This window comes from Pseudomonas sp. CCC4.1 (assembly GCF_035019225.1).
Lineage (GTDB): Bacteria > Pseudomonadota > Gammaproteobacteria > Pseudomonadales > Pseudomonadaceae > Aquipseudomonas > Aquipseudomonas bubulae.
In genome coordinates this window covers 1-17,470 of sequence record NZ_JASJWL010000081.1, presented here as the reverse complement: position 1 = coordinate 17,470, position 17,470 = coordinate 1, and the positions used below count along the sequence as shown (strand labels likewise).

Annotated in this window: 18 protein-coding genes; 13 read left to right on the top strand and 5 right to left on the bottom strand. The window is 58.8% G+C overall.

The annotated features are described in order from the left end of the window. Positions 1 to 144: 144 nt before the first annotated feature. Complete coding sequence (locus QN377_RS21305; RefSeq protein ID WP_095002049.1) at positions 145 to 747, bottom strand: glutathione S-transferase family protein; 603 nt, start codon at positions 745 to 747, stop codon at positions 145 to 147. Between the two features lie 10 nt (positions 748 to 757). After that, positions 758 to 1,924 carry a PLP-dependent aminotransferase family protein gene (locus QN377_RS21300; protein WP_095019571.1) on the bottom strand — a complete coding sequence of 389 codons (1,167 nt, stop codon included), beginning with the start codon at positions 1,922 to 1,924 and terminating at the stop codon, positions 758 to 760. Between the two features lie 82 nt (positions 1,925 to 2,006). Here QN377_RS21300 and QN377_RS21295 point away from each other — a divergent pair, with 82 nt between their 5' ends. The 3 genes from QN377_RS21295 (at position 2,007) to QN377_RS21285 (ending at position 4,771) form a co-directional block, all read left to right on the top strand. After that, positions 2,007 to 2,447 (top strand): MarR family winged helix-turn-helix transcriptional regulator, encoded by a 441-nt coding sequence (locus tag QN377_RS21295; protein WP_095002051.1) that lies wholly within the window; start codon positions 2,007 to 2,009, stop codon positions 2,445 to 2,447. A gap of 287 nt (positions 2,448 to 2,734) precedes the next feature. Then, complete coding sequence (locus tag QN377_RS21290) at positions 2,735 to 4,084, top strand: NCS2 family permease (protein ID WP_095019572.1); 1,350 nt, start codon at positions 2,735 to 2,737, stop codon at positions 4,082 to 4,084. Between the two features lie 60 nt (positions 4,085 to 4,144). Continuing rightward, a complete protein-coding gene (locus QN377_RS21285) occupies positions 4,145 to 4,771 on the top strand; it encodes a LysE family translocator (RefSeq protein WP_095019573.1) in 627 nt (208 codons plus the stop codon). Between the two features lie 236 nt (positions 4,772 to 5,007). Here the strand turns inward: QN377_RS21285 and uraH are convergent, their stop codons facing one another. After that, positions 5,008 to 5,361, bottom strand: coding sequence for a hydroxyisourate hydrolase (gene uraH / locus QN377_RS21280; RefSeq protein ID WP_095002054.1), 354 nt, complete (start codon positions 5,359 to 5,361; stop codon positions 5,008 to 5,010). Between the two features lie 373 nt (positions 5,362 to 5,734). On the opposite strand from uraH, the gene puuE reads away from it, so the two are divergent. From puuE to QN377_RS21240, 8 genes are all read left to right on the top strand, one after another. After that, entirely contained in the window at positions 5,735 to 6,664 is a 930-nt protein-coding gene (gene puuE / locus QN377_RS21275) for an allantoinase PuuE (RefSeq protein WP_095002055.1), read from the top strand. Then, positions 6,661 to 7,176 (top strand): 2-oxo-4-hydroxy-4-carboxy-5-ureidoimidazoline decarboxylase, encoded by a 516-nt coding sequence (uraD, locus tag QN377_RS21270; protein WP_322212670.1) that lies wholly within the window; start codon positions 6,661 to 6,663, stop codon positions 7,174 to 7,176. The genes puuE and uraD overlap by 4 nt, the downstream gene beginning before the upstream one ends. Before the next feature lie 61 nt (positions 7,177 to 7,237). Beyond that, complete coding sequence (alc, locus tag QN377_RS21265) at positions 7,238 to 8,233, top strand: allantoicase (protein WP_086797829.1); 996 nt, start codon at positions 7,238 to 7,240, stop codon at positions 8,231 to 8,233. A gap of 121 nt (positions 8,234 to 8,354) precedes the next feature. Continuing rightward, complete coding sequence (locus tag QN377_RS21260; protein WP_016781501.1) at positions 8,355 to 8,858, top strand: ureidoglycolate lyase; 504 nt, start codon at positions 8,355 to 8,357, stop codon at positions 8,856 to 8,858. Positions 8,859 to 8,906: 48 nt separating this feature from the next. Next, positions 8,907 to 10,196, top strand: coding sequence for a urate hydroxylase PuuD (locus tag QN377_RS21255; protein WP_095002056.1), 1,290 nt, complete (start codon positions 8,907 to 8,909; stop codon positions 10,194 to 10,196). A gap of 84 nt (positions 10,197 to 10,280) precedes the next feature. Then, positions 10,281 to 11,645 (top strand): nucleobase:cation symporter-2 family protein, encoded by a 1,365-nt coding sequence (locus QN377_RS21250; RefSeq protein WP_095002057.1) that lies wholly within the window; start codon positions 10,281 to 10,283, stop codon positions 11,643 to 11,645. Positions 11,646 to 11,797: 152 nt separating this feature from the next. Continuing rightward, a complete protein-coding gene (locus tag QN377_RS21245; protein WP_095002058.1) occupies positions 11,798 to 12,583 on the top strand; it encodes an outer membrane protein OmpK in 786 nt (261 codons plus the stop codon). A gap of 359 nt (positions 12,584 to 12,942) precedes the next feature. Next, on the top strand, positions 12,943 to 13,728 hold the full coding sequence (locus QN377_RS21240; protein WP_095002059.1) for an outer membrane protein OmpK: 786 nt from the start codon (positions 12,943 to 12,945) through the stop codon (positions 13,726 to 13,728). Positions 13,729 to 13,747: 19 nt separating this feature from the next. On the opposite strand, the gene QN377_RS21235 is transcribed toward QN377_RS21240, so the two are convergent. Further along, positions 13,748 to 14,350: a TetR/AcrR family transcriptional regulator gene (locus tag QN377_RS21235; RefSeq protein WP_095024367.1), complete on the bottom strand. Its 603-nt coding sequence runs from the start codon at positions 14,348 to 14,350 to the stop codon at positions 13,748 to 13,750. Between the two features lie 180 nt (positions 14,351 to 14,530). Here QN377_RS21235 and QN377_RS21230 point away from each other — a divergent pair, with 180 nt between their 5' ends. Then, positions 14,531 to 15,733 (top strand): MFS transporter, encoded by a 1,203-nt coding sequence (locus tag QN377_RS21230; RefSeq protein ID WP_095019576.1) that lies wholly within the window; start codon positions 14,531 to 14,533, stop codon positions 15,731 to 15,733. On the opposite strand, the gene QN377_RS21225 is transcribed toward QN377_RS21230, so the two are convergent. Further along, positions 15,730 to 16,671: a DUF808 domain-containing protein gene (locus QN377_RS21225; RefSeq protein ID WP_095002062.1), complete on the bottom strand. Its 942-nt coding sequence runs from the start codon at positions 16,669 to 16,671 to the stop codon at positions 15,730 to 15,732. The genes QN377_RS21230 and QN377_RS21225 overlap by 4 nt on opposite strands. 132 nt (positions 16,672 to 16,803) lie before the next feature. On the opposite strand from QN377_RS21225, the gene QN377_RS21220 reads away from it, so the two are divergent. Continuing rightward, a complete protein-coding gene (locus QN377_RS21220) occupies positions 16,804 to 17,412 on the top strand; it encodes a TetR/AcrR family transcriptional regulator (protein WP_322212665.1) in 609 nt (202 codons plus the stop codon). The last annotated feature ends 58 nt before the right edge of the window (positions 17,413 to 17,470 follow it).

Below are 17,470 nucleotides of genomic sequence, written 5' to 3'. Positions count from 1 at the left end.
AGATGTGTATAAGAGACAGGGAACGACCTTCGCGAGCAGGCTCGCTCCCACAGTTGAAGTTTCCTTCAGACCTCGTCAGCGGCTACAGAATGTGCGCACAAAAAAAACCGGCACTTGGCCGGTTTTTTTAAAGGGGCGATTTGCTCAATCGAGCATTCCCACATGCCGCGGATGGCTGGCCACCCGCGCCAGCCAGGCCTGAATACCCGGGTAGCCGCTCAGGTCAAACCCGCCCTGATGGGCCACATGGGTATAGGCATACAGCGTCACGTCGGCGATCGAGTATTGCTCACCCACCAGATACGGCGTGCGCGTGAGCTGTTGCTCCATCACGTCCAGCGCCTTGTAGCCACGCTTTTGCAGCTTGCGGTATTCCTCAAGGCGCTCTTCGGGTAGCCCCAGGTAAAACTGGATAAAGCGCGCCACCGCAATATACGGCTCATGACTGTACTGCTCGAAAAACTGCCATTGCAGCACTTGCGTGCGCAAACGCGGTTCGGTCGGCAAAAACTCGCTGCCGTCGGCCAGGTAGTTGAGAATCGCGTTGGACTCCCACAGGCACGTACCGTCTTCCAGCTCCAGCACCGGCACTTTACCGTTGGGGTTTTTCGCCAGAAACTCCGGGGTCTCGGTTTCACCCTTGAGAATGTCCACGGCAAACCACTGATACTCAAGCCCCAGCAAATGCAGCATCAGCTTGATCTTGTAGCAGTTGCCCGAGTTGTAATCGCCATAAACCTTGAGCATTGCGCCTCCTTCAGGCCGCCTGGGCAGCCTGGGCCTGACGAATCACGTTGGCCAGACGCTTGAGGCCCTCATGCAGACGTGCCGGATCGATGTGGCTGAAGTTCAGGCGCAGGCTGCCCACGTTCTGGTCCGGGTTGGCGAAGAACGGCTCGCCCGGCATAAAGGCCACGTTCTGTTCCAGCGCAGGCTTGAGCAAAGTGCGGGTATCGAACGGTTGCTTGAGGGTCAGCCAGAAGAACAAACCGCCCTGGGGCACATGCCAGTCAGCCAGATCCGAGAAATGCTCTTCCAGCGCCAGCTGAAAACCGTCACGGCGCACGCGGTAGAAATCACGCAGTTCGGCCAGGTGATTACTCATTTTCTCGGTGCCGATCCACTGCAATGCTTGCCACTGGCCAACGCGGTTGGTGTGCAGGTCAGCCGATTGCTTGAGGCGCAGCAAGTGCGGGTACAGGTCAGGGCTGGCAATCAGGAAACCGACGCGCAGGCCCGGCAACAGGGTCTTGGACACAGTGCCGGTATAGATCCAGCTGGCTTTTTTCAGGCGGCTGACGATCGGTGTGGCGCTGCCACCGTCGAAGTTCAGCTCGCGGTACGGCTCGTCTTCGATCAGGGTCACGCCGAACTCGTCGAGCAAGGCAGCAACCGCGTCGCGCTTGGTTTCGCTGTAACGCACAGCAGACGGATTCTGGAACGTCGGGATCAGGTAGATGAACGCCGGGCTGTGTTTTTCCAGCTGCACGCGCAACGCAGCTAGATCAGGGCCATCAGCTTGCAGCGGGAACGTCAGGCATTCGGCGCCGAACAATTGGAAGATTTGCAGCGCCGCCAGGTAGGTCGGTGCTTCGAGCATGATTTCGGTGCCCTTGTCGATATACAGCTTGGCTGCCAGATCCAGCGCCTGCTGCGAACCGCTCAACACCATCACCTGGCTGGCATCGCAATCAACCCCCAGTGCGCGAGCCTCTGCAGCCAGTACTTCACGCAGTGCCGGCTCACCTTCGCTCATGCCGTACTGACCCATCGAGGCAGGCATATCGGTCCAGTCGACCTTGGGCAGCATGGCCTCGGCCGGTAGCCCGCCAGCGAAAGACATGACTTCCGGACGTTGGGCCGCAGCCAGAATTTCACGAATCAAGGAGCTTTTCAGGCGGGAAACACGTTCGGAGAAGGCCATACAGATCACCGGTAGCGGAAGTAATTGGAAATAAGTCAAACTGTTTGACCGAAACTACGCCGCGAACCCTAGATACGTCAATATGCTTGACCTTAAAAATCCGACCACTCAGCGCGCCGCCATGGAAGCCTTCTTCTTTGGCTATCAAGCATTTACCGCCAAAGCGGATGAAATGCTGGCACGTCGTGGGCTGAGTCGGGTGCATCAGCGTATTGTTTTTTTTATCGCCCACCACCCCGGTGTCAGCGTCAAGGAACTGCTGACCTTACTGGGCGTGAGCAAGCAGGCCCTGAATACGCCATTACGCCAGTTGATCGAGATGGCCCTGGTGCGCAGCGTCGCGCCCGAGACCGACAAGCGCAAACGCCTGCTGGAACTGACTGCCGACGGTGTGGCCTTCGAAAAGAGCCTGCGCCGCGAACAGGTCAAGCTGCTGCAAAGGGTATTTGCTCAGGCAGGTGAAGACGCGGTGAATGGCTGGCTGGCGGTCAATCATGCCCTGGGACAAAGCCGCCAGCTCTAGAGCAGGGTTCCTGTGGAAGGTGGCTTGTTCTGTAAGCGGGCTTGCCCGCGATGCAGGCGCCGCAGTACTCCAGTTGCACCGCAGCGATCCAATCGCGAGCAAACTCGCTCACACAGAAAACAGACACCCACCCATCACTTTCTGATCACAATCTGAAAAACATTATTTGCTTTTTTTGTATACAAAAGCATAATTCACTTCGCCTGCGTTTCTGACCCGAAAGTCAGAAAAACTTCTCCCGCCACACCCAGTGCCCTTAAAAATAATAAAAGCCTGAGGAAATCACCGTGGACAGCCAAAAGTCAGAAATACCCGTTGTCGAACTTGCCACGCCCGCCGCCCGCAGCTGGCTGGAACGCCTGTTCAAACTGTCACTGCATGGCACCACGGTCAAAACCGAGCTGATTGCCGGGCTGACCACCTTCATCACCATGGCCTACATCATCTTCGTCAACCCCAACATCATGGCCGATGCTGGGATCGATCATGGTGCAGCCTTCGTCGCCACCTGCATTGCCGCCGCTCTCGGCAGCCTGTTGATGGGGCTTTACGCCAACTGGCCAGTAGGCCTGGCGCCAGGTATGGGACTGAATGCGTTTTTTACTTACACCGTGGTCGGAACCATGGGTTACAGCTGGGAAACAGCATTGGGTGCCGTGTTTGTCTCCGGTGTGCTGTTCCTGATTCTGACCCTGTCGCGGGTGCGTGAATGGCTGCTCAACAGCATTCCCGTCAGCTTGCGGTACGCGATGGGTGCCGGGGTGGGGTTGTTCCTGGGGATTATCGGCCTGAAAACCTCGGGCATTATCGTCGACAGCCCGGCCACCCTGATCAAGCTCGGTTCATTGCGCGACCCAGCCCCGCTGCTGGCGGCGGTGTGCTTTTTGATGATTGCGATTCTGAGCTATCACCGCGTCTTCGGCGCCATCCTGATCAGCATTATCGCCGTGACCCTCGCCGGCTGGGGCCTGGATCTGGTGCATTACAACGGCATCATGTCAGCACCGCCAAGCCTTGCACCGACCTGGATGGCCATGGACCTCAAGGGCGTTTTCAACATCAGCATGATCAGCGTGGTGCTGGCCTTTCTGTTTGTACACATGTTCGATACGGCCGGCACCCTGATGGGCGTGGCCCAGCGTGCCGGGCTGGTGAAGGCCGATGGCAGGATCGAAAACCTGTCCCGGGCCCTCAAGGCCGACAGCGCCTCCAGCGTGTTCGGTGCGGTGGTCGGCGTGCCACCCGTGACCAGCTACGTGGAAAGCGCCGCAGGCGTTGCGGCAGGCGGGCGTACCGGGCTTACTGCCGTCACCGTGGGGGTGTTGTTTGTGGCCGCCATGTTCTTTGCCCCCCTGGCTGGCATGATCCCCGCTTATGCCACAGCAGGCGCTCTGATTTATGTGGCCATGCTGATGATGGGCGGCATGCAGCACATCAACTGGGACGAACCCACTGACTGCATCCCGGCCATAGTGACCGTGATCATGATGCCTTTGACCTTCTCGGTCGCCGACGGGATAGCCCTGGGCTTTATCAGCTTTGTCGCACTCAAGGCAGGCACCGGCAAATACCGGGAAATTTCCGTCAGCCTGTGGGTGCTCTGCGCTATTTTCATCGCCAAGTTTATTTTCCTGTAAACCGGGCGGTATCAATCGGCCCCGCAATGACGCGGGGCCTTTGTTGTTTGGGAGGAAGTGATGAGTCTGGAAACCTGGCTGCTGTTCAGCAGCGCGGCATTGGTGGTAATCCTGATTCCAGGGCCGCTGTCGTTATTGATGATCAGCAACAGTCTGAACTACGGCTTGCGCCGTTCGTACCCGGCTTTTCTGGGAGGTGTATTTGCCTCGATCTGCCTGCTCAGCGCTTCGGCACTGGGTTTGGGCGCCTTGCTGCTGGCCTCGGAAAAACTCTTCAGCGCCCTGAAGATCGTGGGCGCGCTGTACCTGTTTTACCTGGCCTGGCAAAGCTGGAAACAATCGCGCCAGCCGGCCACCGTCACCAATGTGCCCGAAGCCGCACCAATACCGCGCTTTAGCGCCCTGTTTGGGCGCGCGTTCGTGCTGGGGGCCAGCAATCCTAAGGACATTCTGTTCTTTGCTGCCTTTTTGCCGCAGTTTCTCAACCCCGATCTACCGTTCCTCAACCAGTTACTGGTGATGATCGCCACCTGGACCGTGCTCGACCTGCTGTGCAAGCTGGCCTACGGCCTGGGTGCCCACGGTGCCGCGGGGTACCTGCGCAGCGGCAAGGGCCAGAGCTGGTTCAACCGGGTCAGTGCCGGGCTGTTCAGCGTGGCAGGCACGGCGTCGTTGTTGAGCCGCTGATTGCACACAAGCCCGTAGCAGCTGCCGAAGGAACGAGGCTGCGTTCGATTGCGAAGCAATCGTAAGACCTGAGTTCGCGATTTATCTGATGGACAGCGGATTCAGGTTCTACGACGGCTACGCCGCCGAACGCAGCCTCGTTGCTTCGGCAGCTGCTACGGACATGGCATTTAGACAGGCAAAAAAAAGCCCGCAGTGTGAGCGGGCAAATAACCACATGCGCAGATCGAAAACGATTAGCTACCGCGATAGGTCGAGTAGCTGTACGGCGAAATCAGTAGCGGTACATGGTAGTGATCCTGCTCGGCGCTGATCCCGAAACGCAGTACCACCACATCCAGAAACGCCGGCTCCGGCAATTTCACACCCCGTGCGCGGTAGTAATCACCGGCACTGAACTGCACCTGGTAAACCCCGGAACGGTAGGCCTCCCCCTCCAGCAACGGCGCGTCGCAACGGCCATCGCTGTTGGTCAGGGCTGTAGCGACCAACTCCAGCCCCGAACCTTCAACCCGATACAGCTCGACCTTGATCGAGCTGCCCGGGCAGCCGTGTGCGGCATCCAAAACGTGCGTAGTCAAACGTCCCATTGATTGTGCGACCTCCCGAGTCGTGAAAAAAACGGCTGCCGCCCTCTTTTGGCGCACCAAAAGGCTCGGCGAAGACACGATTAAGACATTTATCAAAAAAATTGTACACAATTAAAAATGACAATCTGCGCATCCCCCGACGCTACGGGGCCTGCACGGCATTAATCGTCAAAGTCGCAGTCCTCAGAGACCTTTCGCCCATAAACTGACCAATCAGGCAGGTTTCTTGCAAGTACTCTTTCTGTACAAATCGTGGTAGAAATAGCAAAAATCAGGGTTACAAATAAAATGTAAAGTTGTATACAATCAGCTCATCGCAGTGACGCCAGGTCTGGCCAATCGACTGTTACCACGAACAATAAGGAAGACTGCAGTGAGCGCTGACTACCCACGCGACCTGATTGGTTACGGTCCAAACCCTCCACACCCGCATTGGCCGGGCAACGCCCGCATCGCCCTGTCTTTTGTTCTCAATTACGAAGAAGGCGGCGAGCGCAACATCCTGCACGGTGACAAGGAGTCTGAAGCCTTTCTGTCGGAAATGGTCTCAGCCCAACCATTGCAGGGCGAGCGCAACATGAGCATGGAGTCGCTGTATGAGTACGGCAGCCGTGCAGGCGTGTGGCGCATCCTCAAGCTGTTTCGCGAGTTCGATATTCCGCTCACGGTGTTTGCCGTGGCAATGGCCGCCCAGCGCCATCCGGATGTGATCCGCGCCATGGTCGAGGCCGGGCATGAGATCTGCAGCCACGGTTATCGCTGGATCGACTACCAGTACATGGATGAAGCACAAGAGCGTGAACACATGCTCGAAGCCATCCGCATCCTCACCGAAATCAGCGGCGAACGCCCGCTGGGTTGGTACACCGGCCGCACCGGTCCCAATACCCGGCGCCTGGTGATGGAAGAAGGCGGCTTTTTGTACGACTGCGATACCTATGACGACGACCTGCCCTACTGGGAACCCAACAATCCCACCGGCAAACCGCATCTGGTGATCCCCTATACCCTGGATACCAATGACATGCGCTTTACCCAGGTGCAGGGCTTCAACACCGGCGAGCAATTTTTCCAGTACCTCAAGGATGCTTTCGATGTGCTGTACGCCGAAGGCGCAGAGTCGCCGAAGATGCTTTCCATCGGCCTGCATTGCCGCCTCATTGGCCGCCCTGCGCGCCTGGCCGCCCTCAAGCGTTTCATTGAGTACGCCAAGGGCCACGAACAGGTCTGGTTCACCCGCCGCGTGGACATTGCCCGCCACTGGCACGCCACCCACCCTTTTGTTGCCGAGACCGCCAAATGAGCGCCTTCAAGACCCTCAAGCCTTCACAACTGAGCCGTGAAGCCTTCGTGGCGGCTTTTGCCGATATCTACGAACACTCGCCCTGGGTTGCCGAAAAGGCCTACGACCTGGGCCTGGACAGCAGCGTCGACCAGATCGAAACCCTGCACCAGCGCATGAGTGACATTTTGTTGAACGCCGATCACGCCAGCCAACTGGCATTGATCAACGCTCACCCGGACCTGGCCGGCAAAGCAGCCGTCCAGGGCCAACTGACCGAAGCCAGCACCAATGAACAGGCTGGCGCCGGTATTCACCAATGCACGGCCGAAGAGTTTCAACGCTTCACCGAGCTGAACGAGGCCTACAAAGCCAAGTTCAAGTTTCCCTTCATCATGGCGGTAAAAGGCAGCGACCGGCACCAGATCCTCGCCGCGTTCGAAACCCGCATCCATAACCCGGCAGACGTCGAGTTCAAGTGCGCGTTGGCAGAAATCAACAAGATCGCCCTGTTCCGATTACTCCAGCTCTAAGCCGAACCGGCACCCGCCGATGACGCATCTCCAGCCACTCATTTAAAGGCAGACAAGAAGAATGAAAGCTTACGCCGTACCTTTCGAGAAGTTCGTCAACCTGGCCGATGCCCGCCTGGGCACCAAAATCGTTTCGGTAACCGATGACTGGTTTGCCGACGCCAACCGCATGTTCCAGCCGACCCCGGCCGTATGGAAGGAGGGCGTTTTCGATGACAACGGCAAGTGGATGGACGGTTGGGAGTCCCGCCGCAAGCGCTTCGAAGGCTATGACAGTGCCGTCATCCGTCTTGGCGTTCCGGGCTCGATCAAGGGTGTGGACATCGACACTTCATTCTTCACCGGCAACTTTCCACCATCGGCCTCGCTGGAAGCCTGCTTCCTGGCCTCGGGCGAACCGAATGAAAACACCCAGTGGGTGGAAGTACTGTCGGCCGTCGAGCTGCAGGGCAACAGCCATCACTACCACGAAATCAACAATGACCAGGCCTTCAGCCACCTGCGCTTCAACATTTTCCCGGATGGCGGCGTAGCGCGTCTGCGCGTGTACGGCGTGCCGTTCCGTGACTGGTCGGCAGTAGGCGACAACGAACAGGTCGATCTGGCCGCAGCTCTCAACGGTGGCCGCGCCCTCGCCTGCTCCGACGAACACTTCGGACGCATGAGCAACATCCTCAACCCTGGCCGCGGCATCAATATGGGCGATGGCTGGGAAACCGCACGTCGTCGTACCCCGGGCAATGACTGGGTCATCGTCGCGCTGGGCCACCCGGGCGAGATCGAAAAAATCATCGTCGACACCCTGCACTTCAAGGGCAACTACCCGGACAGCTGCTCGATCCAGGGCGCGTACGTCAAGGGCGGTACCGACAGCCAGATCGAAACCCAGTCGCTGTTCTGGCGTGAACTGCTGCCGAGCCAAAAAATGGAAATGCACGCTGAACACACCTACAGCGAGCAACTGAAAAACCTCGGCCCGATCACCCACATTCGCCTCAACCTGTTCCCGGATGGTGGTGTAAGCCGCATCCGCGTATTGGGCAAAGTCGCCAAATAAGCGCTGCACCCATCGCAGGCAAGTCCGCTCCCACATTTGAAATGTATTCATCCTGTGGGAGCGGGGTTACCCGCGATAGCGACAAAACTGACACCACAGAAACCCGAATAAGAAGACCACCATGCGCACATTGATGATTGAACCTCTGACCAAAGAAGCCTTCGCCCCTTTCGGTGACGTGATTGAAACCGATGGCAGCGACCACTTCATGATCAATAACGGTTCGACCATGCGCTTTCACCGTCTGGCCGAGGTCGAAACGGCTACGCCAGAGGACAAGGCGATCATCAGCATTTTCCGCGCCGAGGCGCAGGACATGCCGTTCACAGTACGCATGCTGGAGCGCCATCCGCTGGGCAGCCAGGCTTTTATACCGCTGCTCGGCAACCCCTTTCTGATCGTGGTCGCGCCCGTTGGCGATGAACCTGTATCGGACCTGGTCCGCGCCTTTGTCAGTAATGGCAGGCAGGGCATCAATTACCATCGCGGCGTCTGGCACCACCCGGTGCTGACGATCGAAAAGCGGGATGACTTCCTGGTGGTTGATCGCAGTGGCAGCGGTAATAACTGCGATGAGCATTTCTTTAAAGAGGATCAGTTGCTGTTCCTCGCCCCCCACCAATAAGAGAAGGTCCAACACTCACAAAAGAGTGACGGGCAAGAGGTAAAGACTGTGGAAGCACATCTAATGGAATGGCTGAATCTGAGCGTGCGCTGGATTCATATGATTACCGGTGTGGCCTGGATTGGCGCGTCGTTTTATTTCGTCTGGCTGGAGAACAACCTTAACCGGGCCAACCCCAAGGATGGCCTTGCTGGCGATCTATGGGCGATTCACGGCGGCGGTATTTACCACCTCGAAAAATACAAACTGGCCCCACCCACCATGCCGGAAAACCTGCACTGGTTTAAATGGGAAGCCTATTTCACCTGGATGTCGGGCATCGCCCTGCTCTGTCTGGTGTTCTACTTCAACCCCGCGCTGTACCTGATTGCTCCAGGCAGCAGCATGAGCGGCCCTGAAGCGGTTGCCATCGGTATCGGCTCGCTGATTGCCGGCTGGTTCGTTTACGACTTTCTGTGCGACTCCGCCCTGGGCAAACGCCCGGCGTTGCTCGGTTTCGTCCTGTTTGTGCTGCTGGTTGCAGCAGCGTTCGGCCTGAGCAAAGTGTTCAGCGGGCGCGGTGCCTACCTGCACGTGGGCGCCATTATCGGCACCATCATGGTCGGGAACGTATTCCGCACCATCATGCCGGCACAACGGGCCCTGGTAGCCGCGATCAAGGAAGGCCGCAGCCCTGACCCGGCACTGCCGGCCAAAGGCCTGCTGCGTTCGCGACACAACAACTACTTCACCTTGCCGGTGCTGTTCATCATGATCAGCAACCACTTCCCGAGCACCTATGGCAGCCAGTACAACTGGTTGATCCTGGCCGGGATTGCGGTGCTGGCAGTGCTGGTACGTCACTACTTCAACACCCGCCACGACAGCCACAAATATGCCTGGACCCTGCCGGTCGCAGCCCTGGGCATGATTTGCCTGGCTTACGTTACCGGTCCAAAGCCTGTGTCGACAGCGCCAGAAACCGCCAAGGTGATCAAGTACCAACCGCTGCCGGAAACCGCCCTGGGCGGCGTCAAGGCTGCAGATGCTCCGCCAGCGGCACCGGCACAGGCACCCGCGGCAGCGCCAGTGGCCACCGTCGATTTTGAACAAGTCCACAAGGTGATCCAGGAGCGCTGCACGGTCTGTCATTCCGCCACCCCCAGCAGCCCGTTGTTCAGTGCGGCTCCGGCAGGCGTGATGTTCGACACCGCGCAACAGATCCAGCTGATGGCCCCGCGCATTCAGGCTCAGGCCGTTGTCACGCCGATCATGCCGCTGGGCAACATCACGCAAATGACGCAACAGGAGCGCGACCTGGTCGGCGCCTGGATCAATGCAGGGGCACGGACCAACTGACGCCCCGCCTTTGCGGTCGCAGCCCCGCTGCGGCCGCAAGAACACACCACTAGCTCACAACAATAAAAATGACCGAGGTGTTGCATGTCCGATTTAACCGAACCGCGCATACCCGCCGTGACCGCCCCGCCCCCGCTGGCGCGGCTACCCATGCTGCAACTGATCCTGGTCGGTTTGCAGCATGTGCTGCTGATGTATGGCGGCGCCGTGGCCGTGCCGCTGATCATCGGACAGGCTGCAGGCCTGAGTCGTGAAGAGATCGCGTTTCTGATCAACGCCGACCTGCTGGTGGCGGGTGTCGCGACCATCGTGCAGTCGATGGGTATCGGCCCCATGGGTATTCGCATGCCGGTCATGATGGGTGCCAGCTTTGCCGCCGTTGGCAGCATGGTGGCAATGGCCGGGATGCCGGGTATCGGCTTGACCGGGATCTTCGGCGCGACCATCGCCGCGGGCTTTTTCGGAATGATCATTGCGCCATTTATGTCCAAGGTGGTGCGCTTCTTTCCTCCCCTGGTCACCGGTACTGTCATTACGTCGATCGGCCTGTCGCTGTTCCCCGTTGCGGTCAACTGGGCCGGTGGCGGCAGTGCTGCGGCGCAATTCGGCTCGCCGGTGTACCTGGCCATCGCGGCTCTGGTGCTGGGCACCATCCTGCTGATCAACCGCTTTATGCGCGGCTTCTGGGTCAATGTGTCGGTCTTGATCGGCATGGCCCTGGGCTATGTGCTGTCAGGCGCCATCGGCATGGTCGACCTCTCCGGGCTGGACAATACGCCGTGGTTCCAGGTTGTCACCCCCTTGCACTTCGGCATGCCGGAGTTTCATTTGGCACCGATTCTTTCGATGTGCCTGGTGGTGGTGATCATTTTTGTCGAGTCCACCGGGATGTTCCTGGCGCTGGGCAAAATCACCGATCAGGAAGTCACCCCGCGCATGCTGCGTCGCGGTTTGCTGTGTGACGCAGGCGCTTCGTTTATCGCCGGTTTTTTCAACACCTTCACCCACTCCTCCTTCGCCCAGAACATTGGCCTGGTGCAAATGACCGGCGTGCGTTGCCGCTCGGTAACCATCATGGCCGGTATCTTCCTGATCACCCTCAGCCTGCTGCCGAAAGCGGCGTACCTGGTGGCCTCGATTCCGCCTGCAGTGTTGGGTGGCGCCGCCATTGCCATGTTCGGCATGGTCGCGGCAACCGGGATCAAGATCCTCCAGGAAGCCGACATCGCCGACCGCCGCAATCAGTTGCTGGTGGCCGTGAGCATCGGCATGGGCCTGATCCCGGTGGTGCGTCCTGAGTTTTTCGCCCACCTGCCACTGTGGATGGACCCCATCACCCACAGCGGTATCGCCATGGCCGCTGTCAGCGCGGTGTGCCTGAACCTGATGTTCAATGTGCTGGGCGGTTCCGAACGCGCAGCCATGAGCGGGCATGTGCACCAGCACTGAGCCCTGACCCTCACCCCAACCCTCTCCCCAAGGGAGAGGGGGCTGATCGGTGGTGTTCCTGAGCGCTCGCACGACCAATCCCCTCTCCCTCCGGGAGAGGGCTAGGGAGAGGGGCTCTCGCTTTACAAAAACAATAAAAAAGGGAGTTACCCATGAAGTGCAAACACTGGGGCGTCACGCTCGCAGGTGGACTTTTGGCTGCCAGCCAGACAATGGCCGGGGACCTGTTTTTATGGCAAACCAACAGCCTGACCTACCTGTACGGCAAGAACTTCGCGATCAACCCGTCGATCCAGCAAACCGTCACTTTCGAACATGCGGACAAATGGAAGTACGGCGACAACTTCCTGTTTGTCGACCGTATTTTCTACAACGGCAAAGAAGACCCCAACAAAGGCCCGCACACCTATTACGGCGAGTTCAGCCCGCGCCTGTCGTTCGGCAAGATCTTCGACCGCAAATTCGAATATGGCCCGATCAAGGATGTGCTGCTGGCCATGACCTATGAATATGGCGAAGGCGACAGCGAGGCCTACCTGATCGGCCCGGGCTTTGATCTGGCGGTACCGGGCTTCAACTACTTCACCCTCAACTTCTATCGCCGCCATACCGAGGGCCCACGCCCTGGCACCGGGGTCTGGCAGATCACTCCGTCGTTTTCCTACACCATCCCCCTGGGCCGCTCCAACGTGTTGATCGACGGCTATATGGACTGGGTGGTGGACAACGACCAGAACTCACGCGGCACCTACCACTCCAATCTGCACTTCAACCCACAGATCAAATATGACCTGGGCAAGGCCCTGAACCTGGGTGAAAAACAGCTCTATGTCGGGATTGAATACAGCTACTGGAAGGACAAGTACGGCATCGAAAGCAGCAGCCGTCTTGATACCAACCAGAACACCGCCAGTGCCCTGATCAAAGTCCACTTCTAAGCTCTAGACTGTGCATGCTCTGTTATTGCCCGCCCTGGGCTTTAACAGAGCGCTTGAGTGCACACGCCAGAGCCCGTATCCTGCGCGCCCGCTTAAACGCGACGTTTTTCAAAGCTGACTTTAAAGCCAACTTTTGCCTTTATATCAAAGGTTTACGGCCTGCCTGCCGCCCCCTGCACTCAACTGCCAACGCGCAGTCGAGGGTTTATTCATGGCTATAAAACAGGTATGGCCCCGAACTTGCTAAAAGCACTGAAGCTGACCGTAAAGGCAACTTTTAAAACCATGAACCAAGGCGCCACAACAGAGCGCCACGTTCGCACTACTTGCACAACTTTCTATATTTTGGAGCTAACCGAATGAAGCGCACACTTACCGGCCTGATGCTTGCGGGGAGCATGCTGGGCGGGGCTCCGGCAGTCGCCGGCGACCTGCTGCAATGGCAAACCAACAGCCTGACTTACTTGTACGGCAAGGACTTCCAGGTCAATCCAAAAATTCAGCAGACCATGACCTTCGAGCATGCTGACAGCTGGAAGTACGGTGACAACTTCTTCTTCCTTGACCGTATCTTTTACAACGGCAAGAAAGACGGCAACGTCGGCCCGAACACCTACTACGGTGAATTCACCCCGCGTTTGTCGTTCGGCAAGATCTTCGACCAGAAGTTTGAATTCGGCCCGATCAAAGACGTGCTGCTGGCCATGACTTACGAGTTTGGCGAAGGCGATACCGATGCCTACCTGATCGGTCCGGGTTTCGACCTGAACGTGCCGGGCTTTGACTACTTCCAGTTGAACTTCTACCAACGCTTCCCGGAAGGCAGCCGCGCCGGCAAAGGTGTGTGGCAGATCACCCCAGTGTGGTCCTACACCCTGCCCCTGGGCAACTCCGATGTGCTGATCGACGGCTACATGGACTGGGTGGTCGACAACGACGAGAACTCCCGTGGCACCTACCACGCCAACCTGCACTTCAACCCGCAGGTTAAATATGACCTCGGCAAGGCCCTGAGCTGGAGCGCCAAGCAACTGTACGTCGGTGTGGAATACGACTACTGGAAAAACAAGTACGGCATCGAAGACAGCGGCGCGTTCAAAACCAATCAGAACACCACCAGCCTGCTGATCAAGTACCACTTCTGATGCACGGGCCCGGGCCGCGTCAGCGCGGCTCAGGCACCCGCAGCAAACCGCGCAGCATCAGGTCCAGGCTGTCCAGCGCAGCGGCCAGACGCTGCGGCGGGTTGTCGGCCTCGGCAATCCAGAACGACGCATCCATCAGCCCGCCCTGAATCAGACGCGCCAGCGCCTCGGGATCGGTGCGTTGAATCACCTCGGTGTCCATCAGCCCCTGCAGCATCGACGCCATCGACAGGCAGCACACCGACTGGGTGTTCTGCACATATTGCGAGCCCAGCACCGAAGGCGCATCGCGCAACAGAATGCGCTGTACCTCGACTTGCAGGGCCATCTCCAGATACAGCCGGCATTGATCCTTAAACCCTTGCCACTGGCTGTCCGCCTGCTCAAACACCTGCGCCAGCTGCGCATCCAGCTCGGCATCGATCTGCTGGGCCACGGCCTTGAACAAGCCTTTCTTGTCGCCAAAATGGTGGTACAACGCGCCACGCGTCAGCCCGACCGAAGCCGTCAATTCGTCCATCGATGTCCGGGCATAGCCCACCGTACTGAATGCCAGGCGAGCCGCCTCAAGCAGCTTGCCACGGGTTTCTTCGATCATTTGCGACCGCGCTTTGGGCGCCATGCCTGTCACCTTTATTTTTGGATACGCGACGTATGTTAATTGACATACGCTGTGTATGCGTATATTTCTACATACGCCGCGTATGTCATGCTCGGTAATCACACATTCCCGTAGCAGCTGCCGAAGGCTGCGTTCGACAGCTGCTACGAAAGCAATCCCCAACACTGTTCCGGAGCTTGTATGGCCAACCCCTATCGCGAGATTTTCAGCGCCCCCGGCACCAAGGCTTTCAGCGGTGCGGGCCTGATCGCGCGGATGCCGATCTCAATGGTCGGCATCGGCATCATCACCATGCTGGCGCAACTGCAAGGTTCCTATTGGCTGGCCGGTGGCGTAGCCGCCACCTTTGCCCTGGCCACAGCCCTGCTGGCTCCGCAGATTTCACGCTGGGTCGACCGCTACGGCCAGAGCCGCATCCTGCCCGGTGTCACCGCCATTGGCGTCAGCGCCTTGCTGGCCTTGCTGCTGTGCAGTCATTTTGGCGCGCCGGACTGGACGCTGTTTGTGTTCGCCGCCCTGTCGGGCTGCATGCCGAGCATGTCGGCAATGGTGCGGGCACGCTGGACCGAGCTGTATCGCGGCTCGCCCAAACTGCATACGGCGTTCTCGTTCGAGTCGGTACTCGATGAAGTGAGCTTTATTATCGGCCCGCCGATTTCCGTGGGCCTGAGTGTGGCGCTGTTCCCCCAGGCCGGACCACTGGCGGCAGCCATCCTGCTGGCCATCGGCGTCAGCGTGTTTGTGCTGCAACGCAGCACCGAACCACCGGTACACCCGCGTAGCAGCGAGCACCAGGGCACAGTTTTACGCCAGGGCGCCGTGGTGGTTTTGCTGTTGGCCCTGCTTGGGCTGGGCACGATTGTGGGAACGGTGGATGTGGTTAGCGTGGCCTTTGCCCAGCATCAGGGCCAACCGGCTGCCGCAAGCATTGTATTGTCGATGTACGCCTTGGGATCGTGCGCTGCCGGGCTGGTGTTCGGCATGCTCAAGTTGAACATGCCGCTGCCCAGGCTGTTTGTGCTCGGCGCCCTGGCCACATCCATCACCATGGTGCCGCTGCTGTGGGCCGACAGCATCGCCACCCTGGCCGTGGGCATGCTGATCGCCGGGCTGTTTTTTGCCCCCACCCTGATCACCGCCATGGGCCTGGTGGAAAACATTGTCCCACCTGCCAAGCTGACTGAAGGCCTGACCTGGATGATCACCGGTCTGGGCATGGGCGTGGCCCTCGGTGCGGTACTCGGCGGCTGGGTGGTGGACGCGTACGGCGCCCAGGCCGGTTTTAGCGTGTCGCTGGCCGCCGGCGGCGTCATGCTGCTGTTCGCGGTGCTGGGCTATCGATTGCTGCAGGACAGTACCCTGCCCCGTGCCATCGCGGCCTAGGACTTGATGGCCCGCCAGACCTTGCTCGCGACAGACACCACGGCCAACACCACCGCGCCGGCAATAATGCCGGCCACGGCGTTGAGCAGGGTCGGCACAATCACCGACACCACACCCAGCCATTGCGTGCTGCCTTGCGCAACGCCTTCAACCCAATGATGCAACGGCGGTACACCGTGGGTCAGGATACCGCCGCCGACCATGAACATTGCCGCCGTGCCGATCACGGTCAGACTTTTCATCATGTACGGGGCTGCGCTCAACACACCACGGCCAAAGCTGCGCTGGAACCGCGGCCAGGCGCCGTCGCCGGTCTTCTTGCTCAGGTACAGGCCACCATCGTCGAGTTTGACGATGCCACCCACCACGCCATATACCCCGACTGTCATCACGATGGCGATACCCGACAACACCACCACCTGCTGCATCAGCGGTGAGTCGGAGACGATGCCCAGGGTGATGGCAATGATTTCGGCGGACAGGATAAAGTCCGTACGAACGGCGCCCTTGACCTTATCCTTTTCAAACGCCGCCAGATCGACTTCAGCACCGGCCAGCGACTCCTGCAAGGCCTGGCGCTGGCTCTGGGCATCGGCCTTGCTGTGGGTGAAACTGTGGGCGACCTTTTCGAAACCCTCGAAACACAGATAAGCCCCACCCACCATCAACAGCGGCGTCACCGCCCAGGGCGCAAAGGCACTGATGGCCAGCGCTGCCGGTACCAGAATCGCCTTGTTGCGAAACGAACCCTTGGCCACGGCCCACACCACCGGCAACTCCCGGTCGGCACGCACGCCCGATACCTGCTGGGCGTTGAGCGCAAGGTCATCGCCCAGCACACCGGCGGTTTTTTTGGCGGCCACTTTGGTCATCAGAGCGACGTCATCGAGCACGGCGGCGATATCATCGAGCAACATCAGCAAGCTACTGCCAGCCATAGAAAAACGTCCTGAGAGATGGAATGGACACAAGCATAGCGCGTGCCGCGCGCAAAGCGGCAATCTTGAGCCACTTGCAAGCCCGGTGCTACCATGCCCGACCGCCCCAGCAGGCAAGGACATATCGGGTTTATGAGCAGTATCCGCGAGCGTAACAAAGAACTGATTTTGCGTGCCGCCAGCGAAGAATTCGCTGACAAGGGTTTCGCCGCCAGCAAAACCAGCGATATCGCGGCCAAGGCCGGCGTGCCCAAGCCCAATGTCTACTACTACTTCAAATCCAAGGAAAACCTCTATCGCGAGGTGCTTGAAAGCATTATCGACCCGATCCTGCGGGCTTCGACGCCGTTCAACGCCGATGGCGAGCCGAATACGGTATTGAGCAATTACATCCACTCAAAAATCGTGATTTCCCGTGACCTGCCCTTTGCCTCGAAAGTGTTCGCCAGCGAAATCATGCATGGCGCCCCGCACTTGAGTGAGAAACAGGTAGAGCTGTTGAATGCCCAGGCCCAACACAACATCGCCTGCATCCAGACCTGGATCGACCGCGGCCAGATTGCCGCCATCGACCCGCACCACCTGATGTTCAGCATCTGGGCGGCAACCCAGACCTACGCCGACTTCGACTGGCAGATCTCGGCCATCACCGGCAAGACCAAGCTTGAAGACAGCGACTACGAAGCGGCAACCCAAACCATTATCCGGTTGGTGCTGAAGGGCTGCGAACCGGACCGATAAACCACGCCGGGACCTTCGCGAGCAGGCTCGCTCCCACCCCTGTCTCTTATACACATCT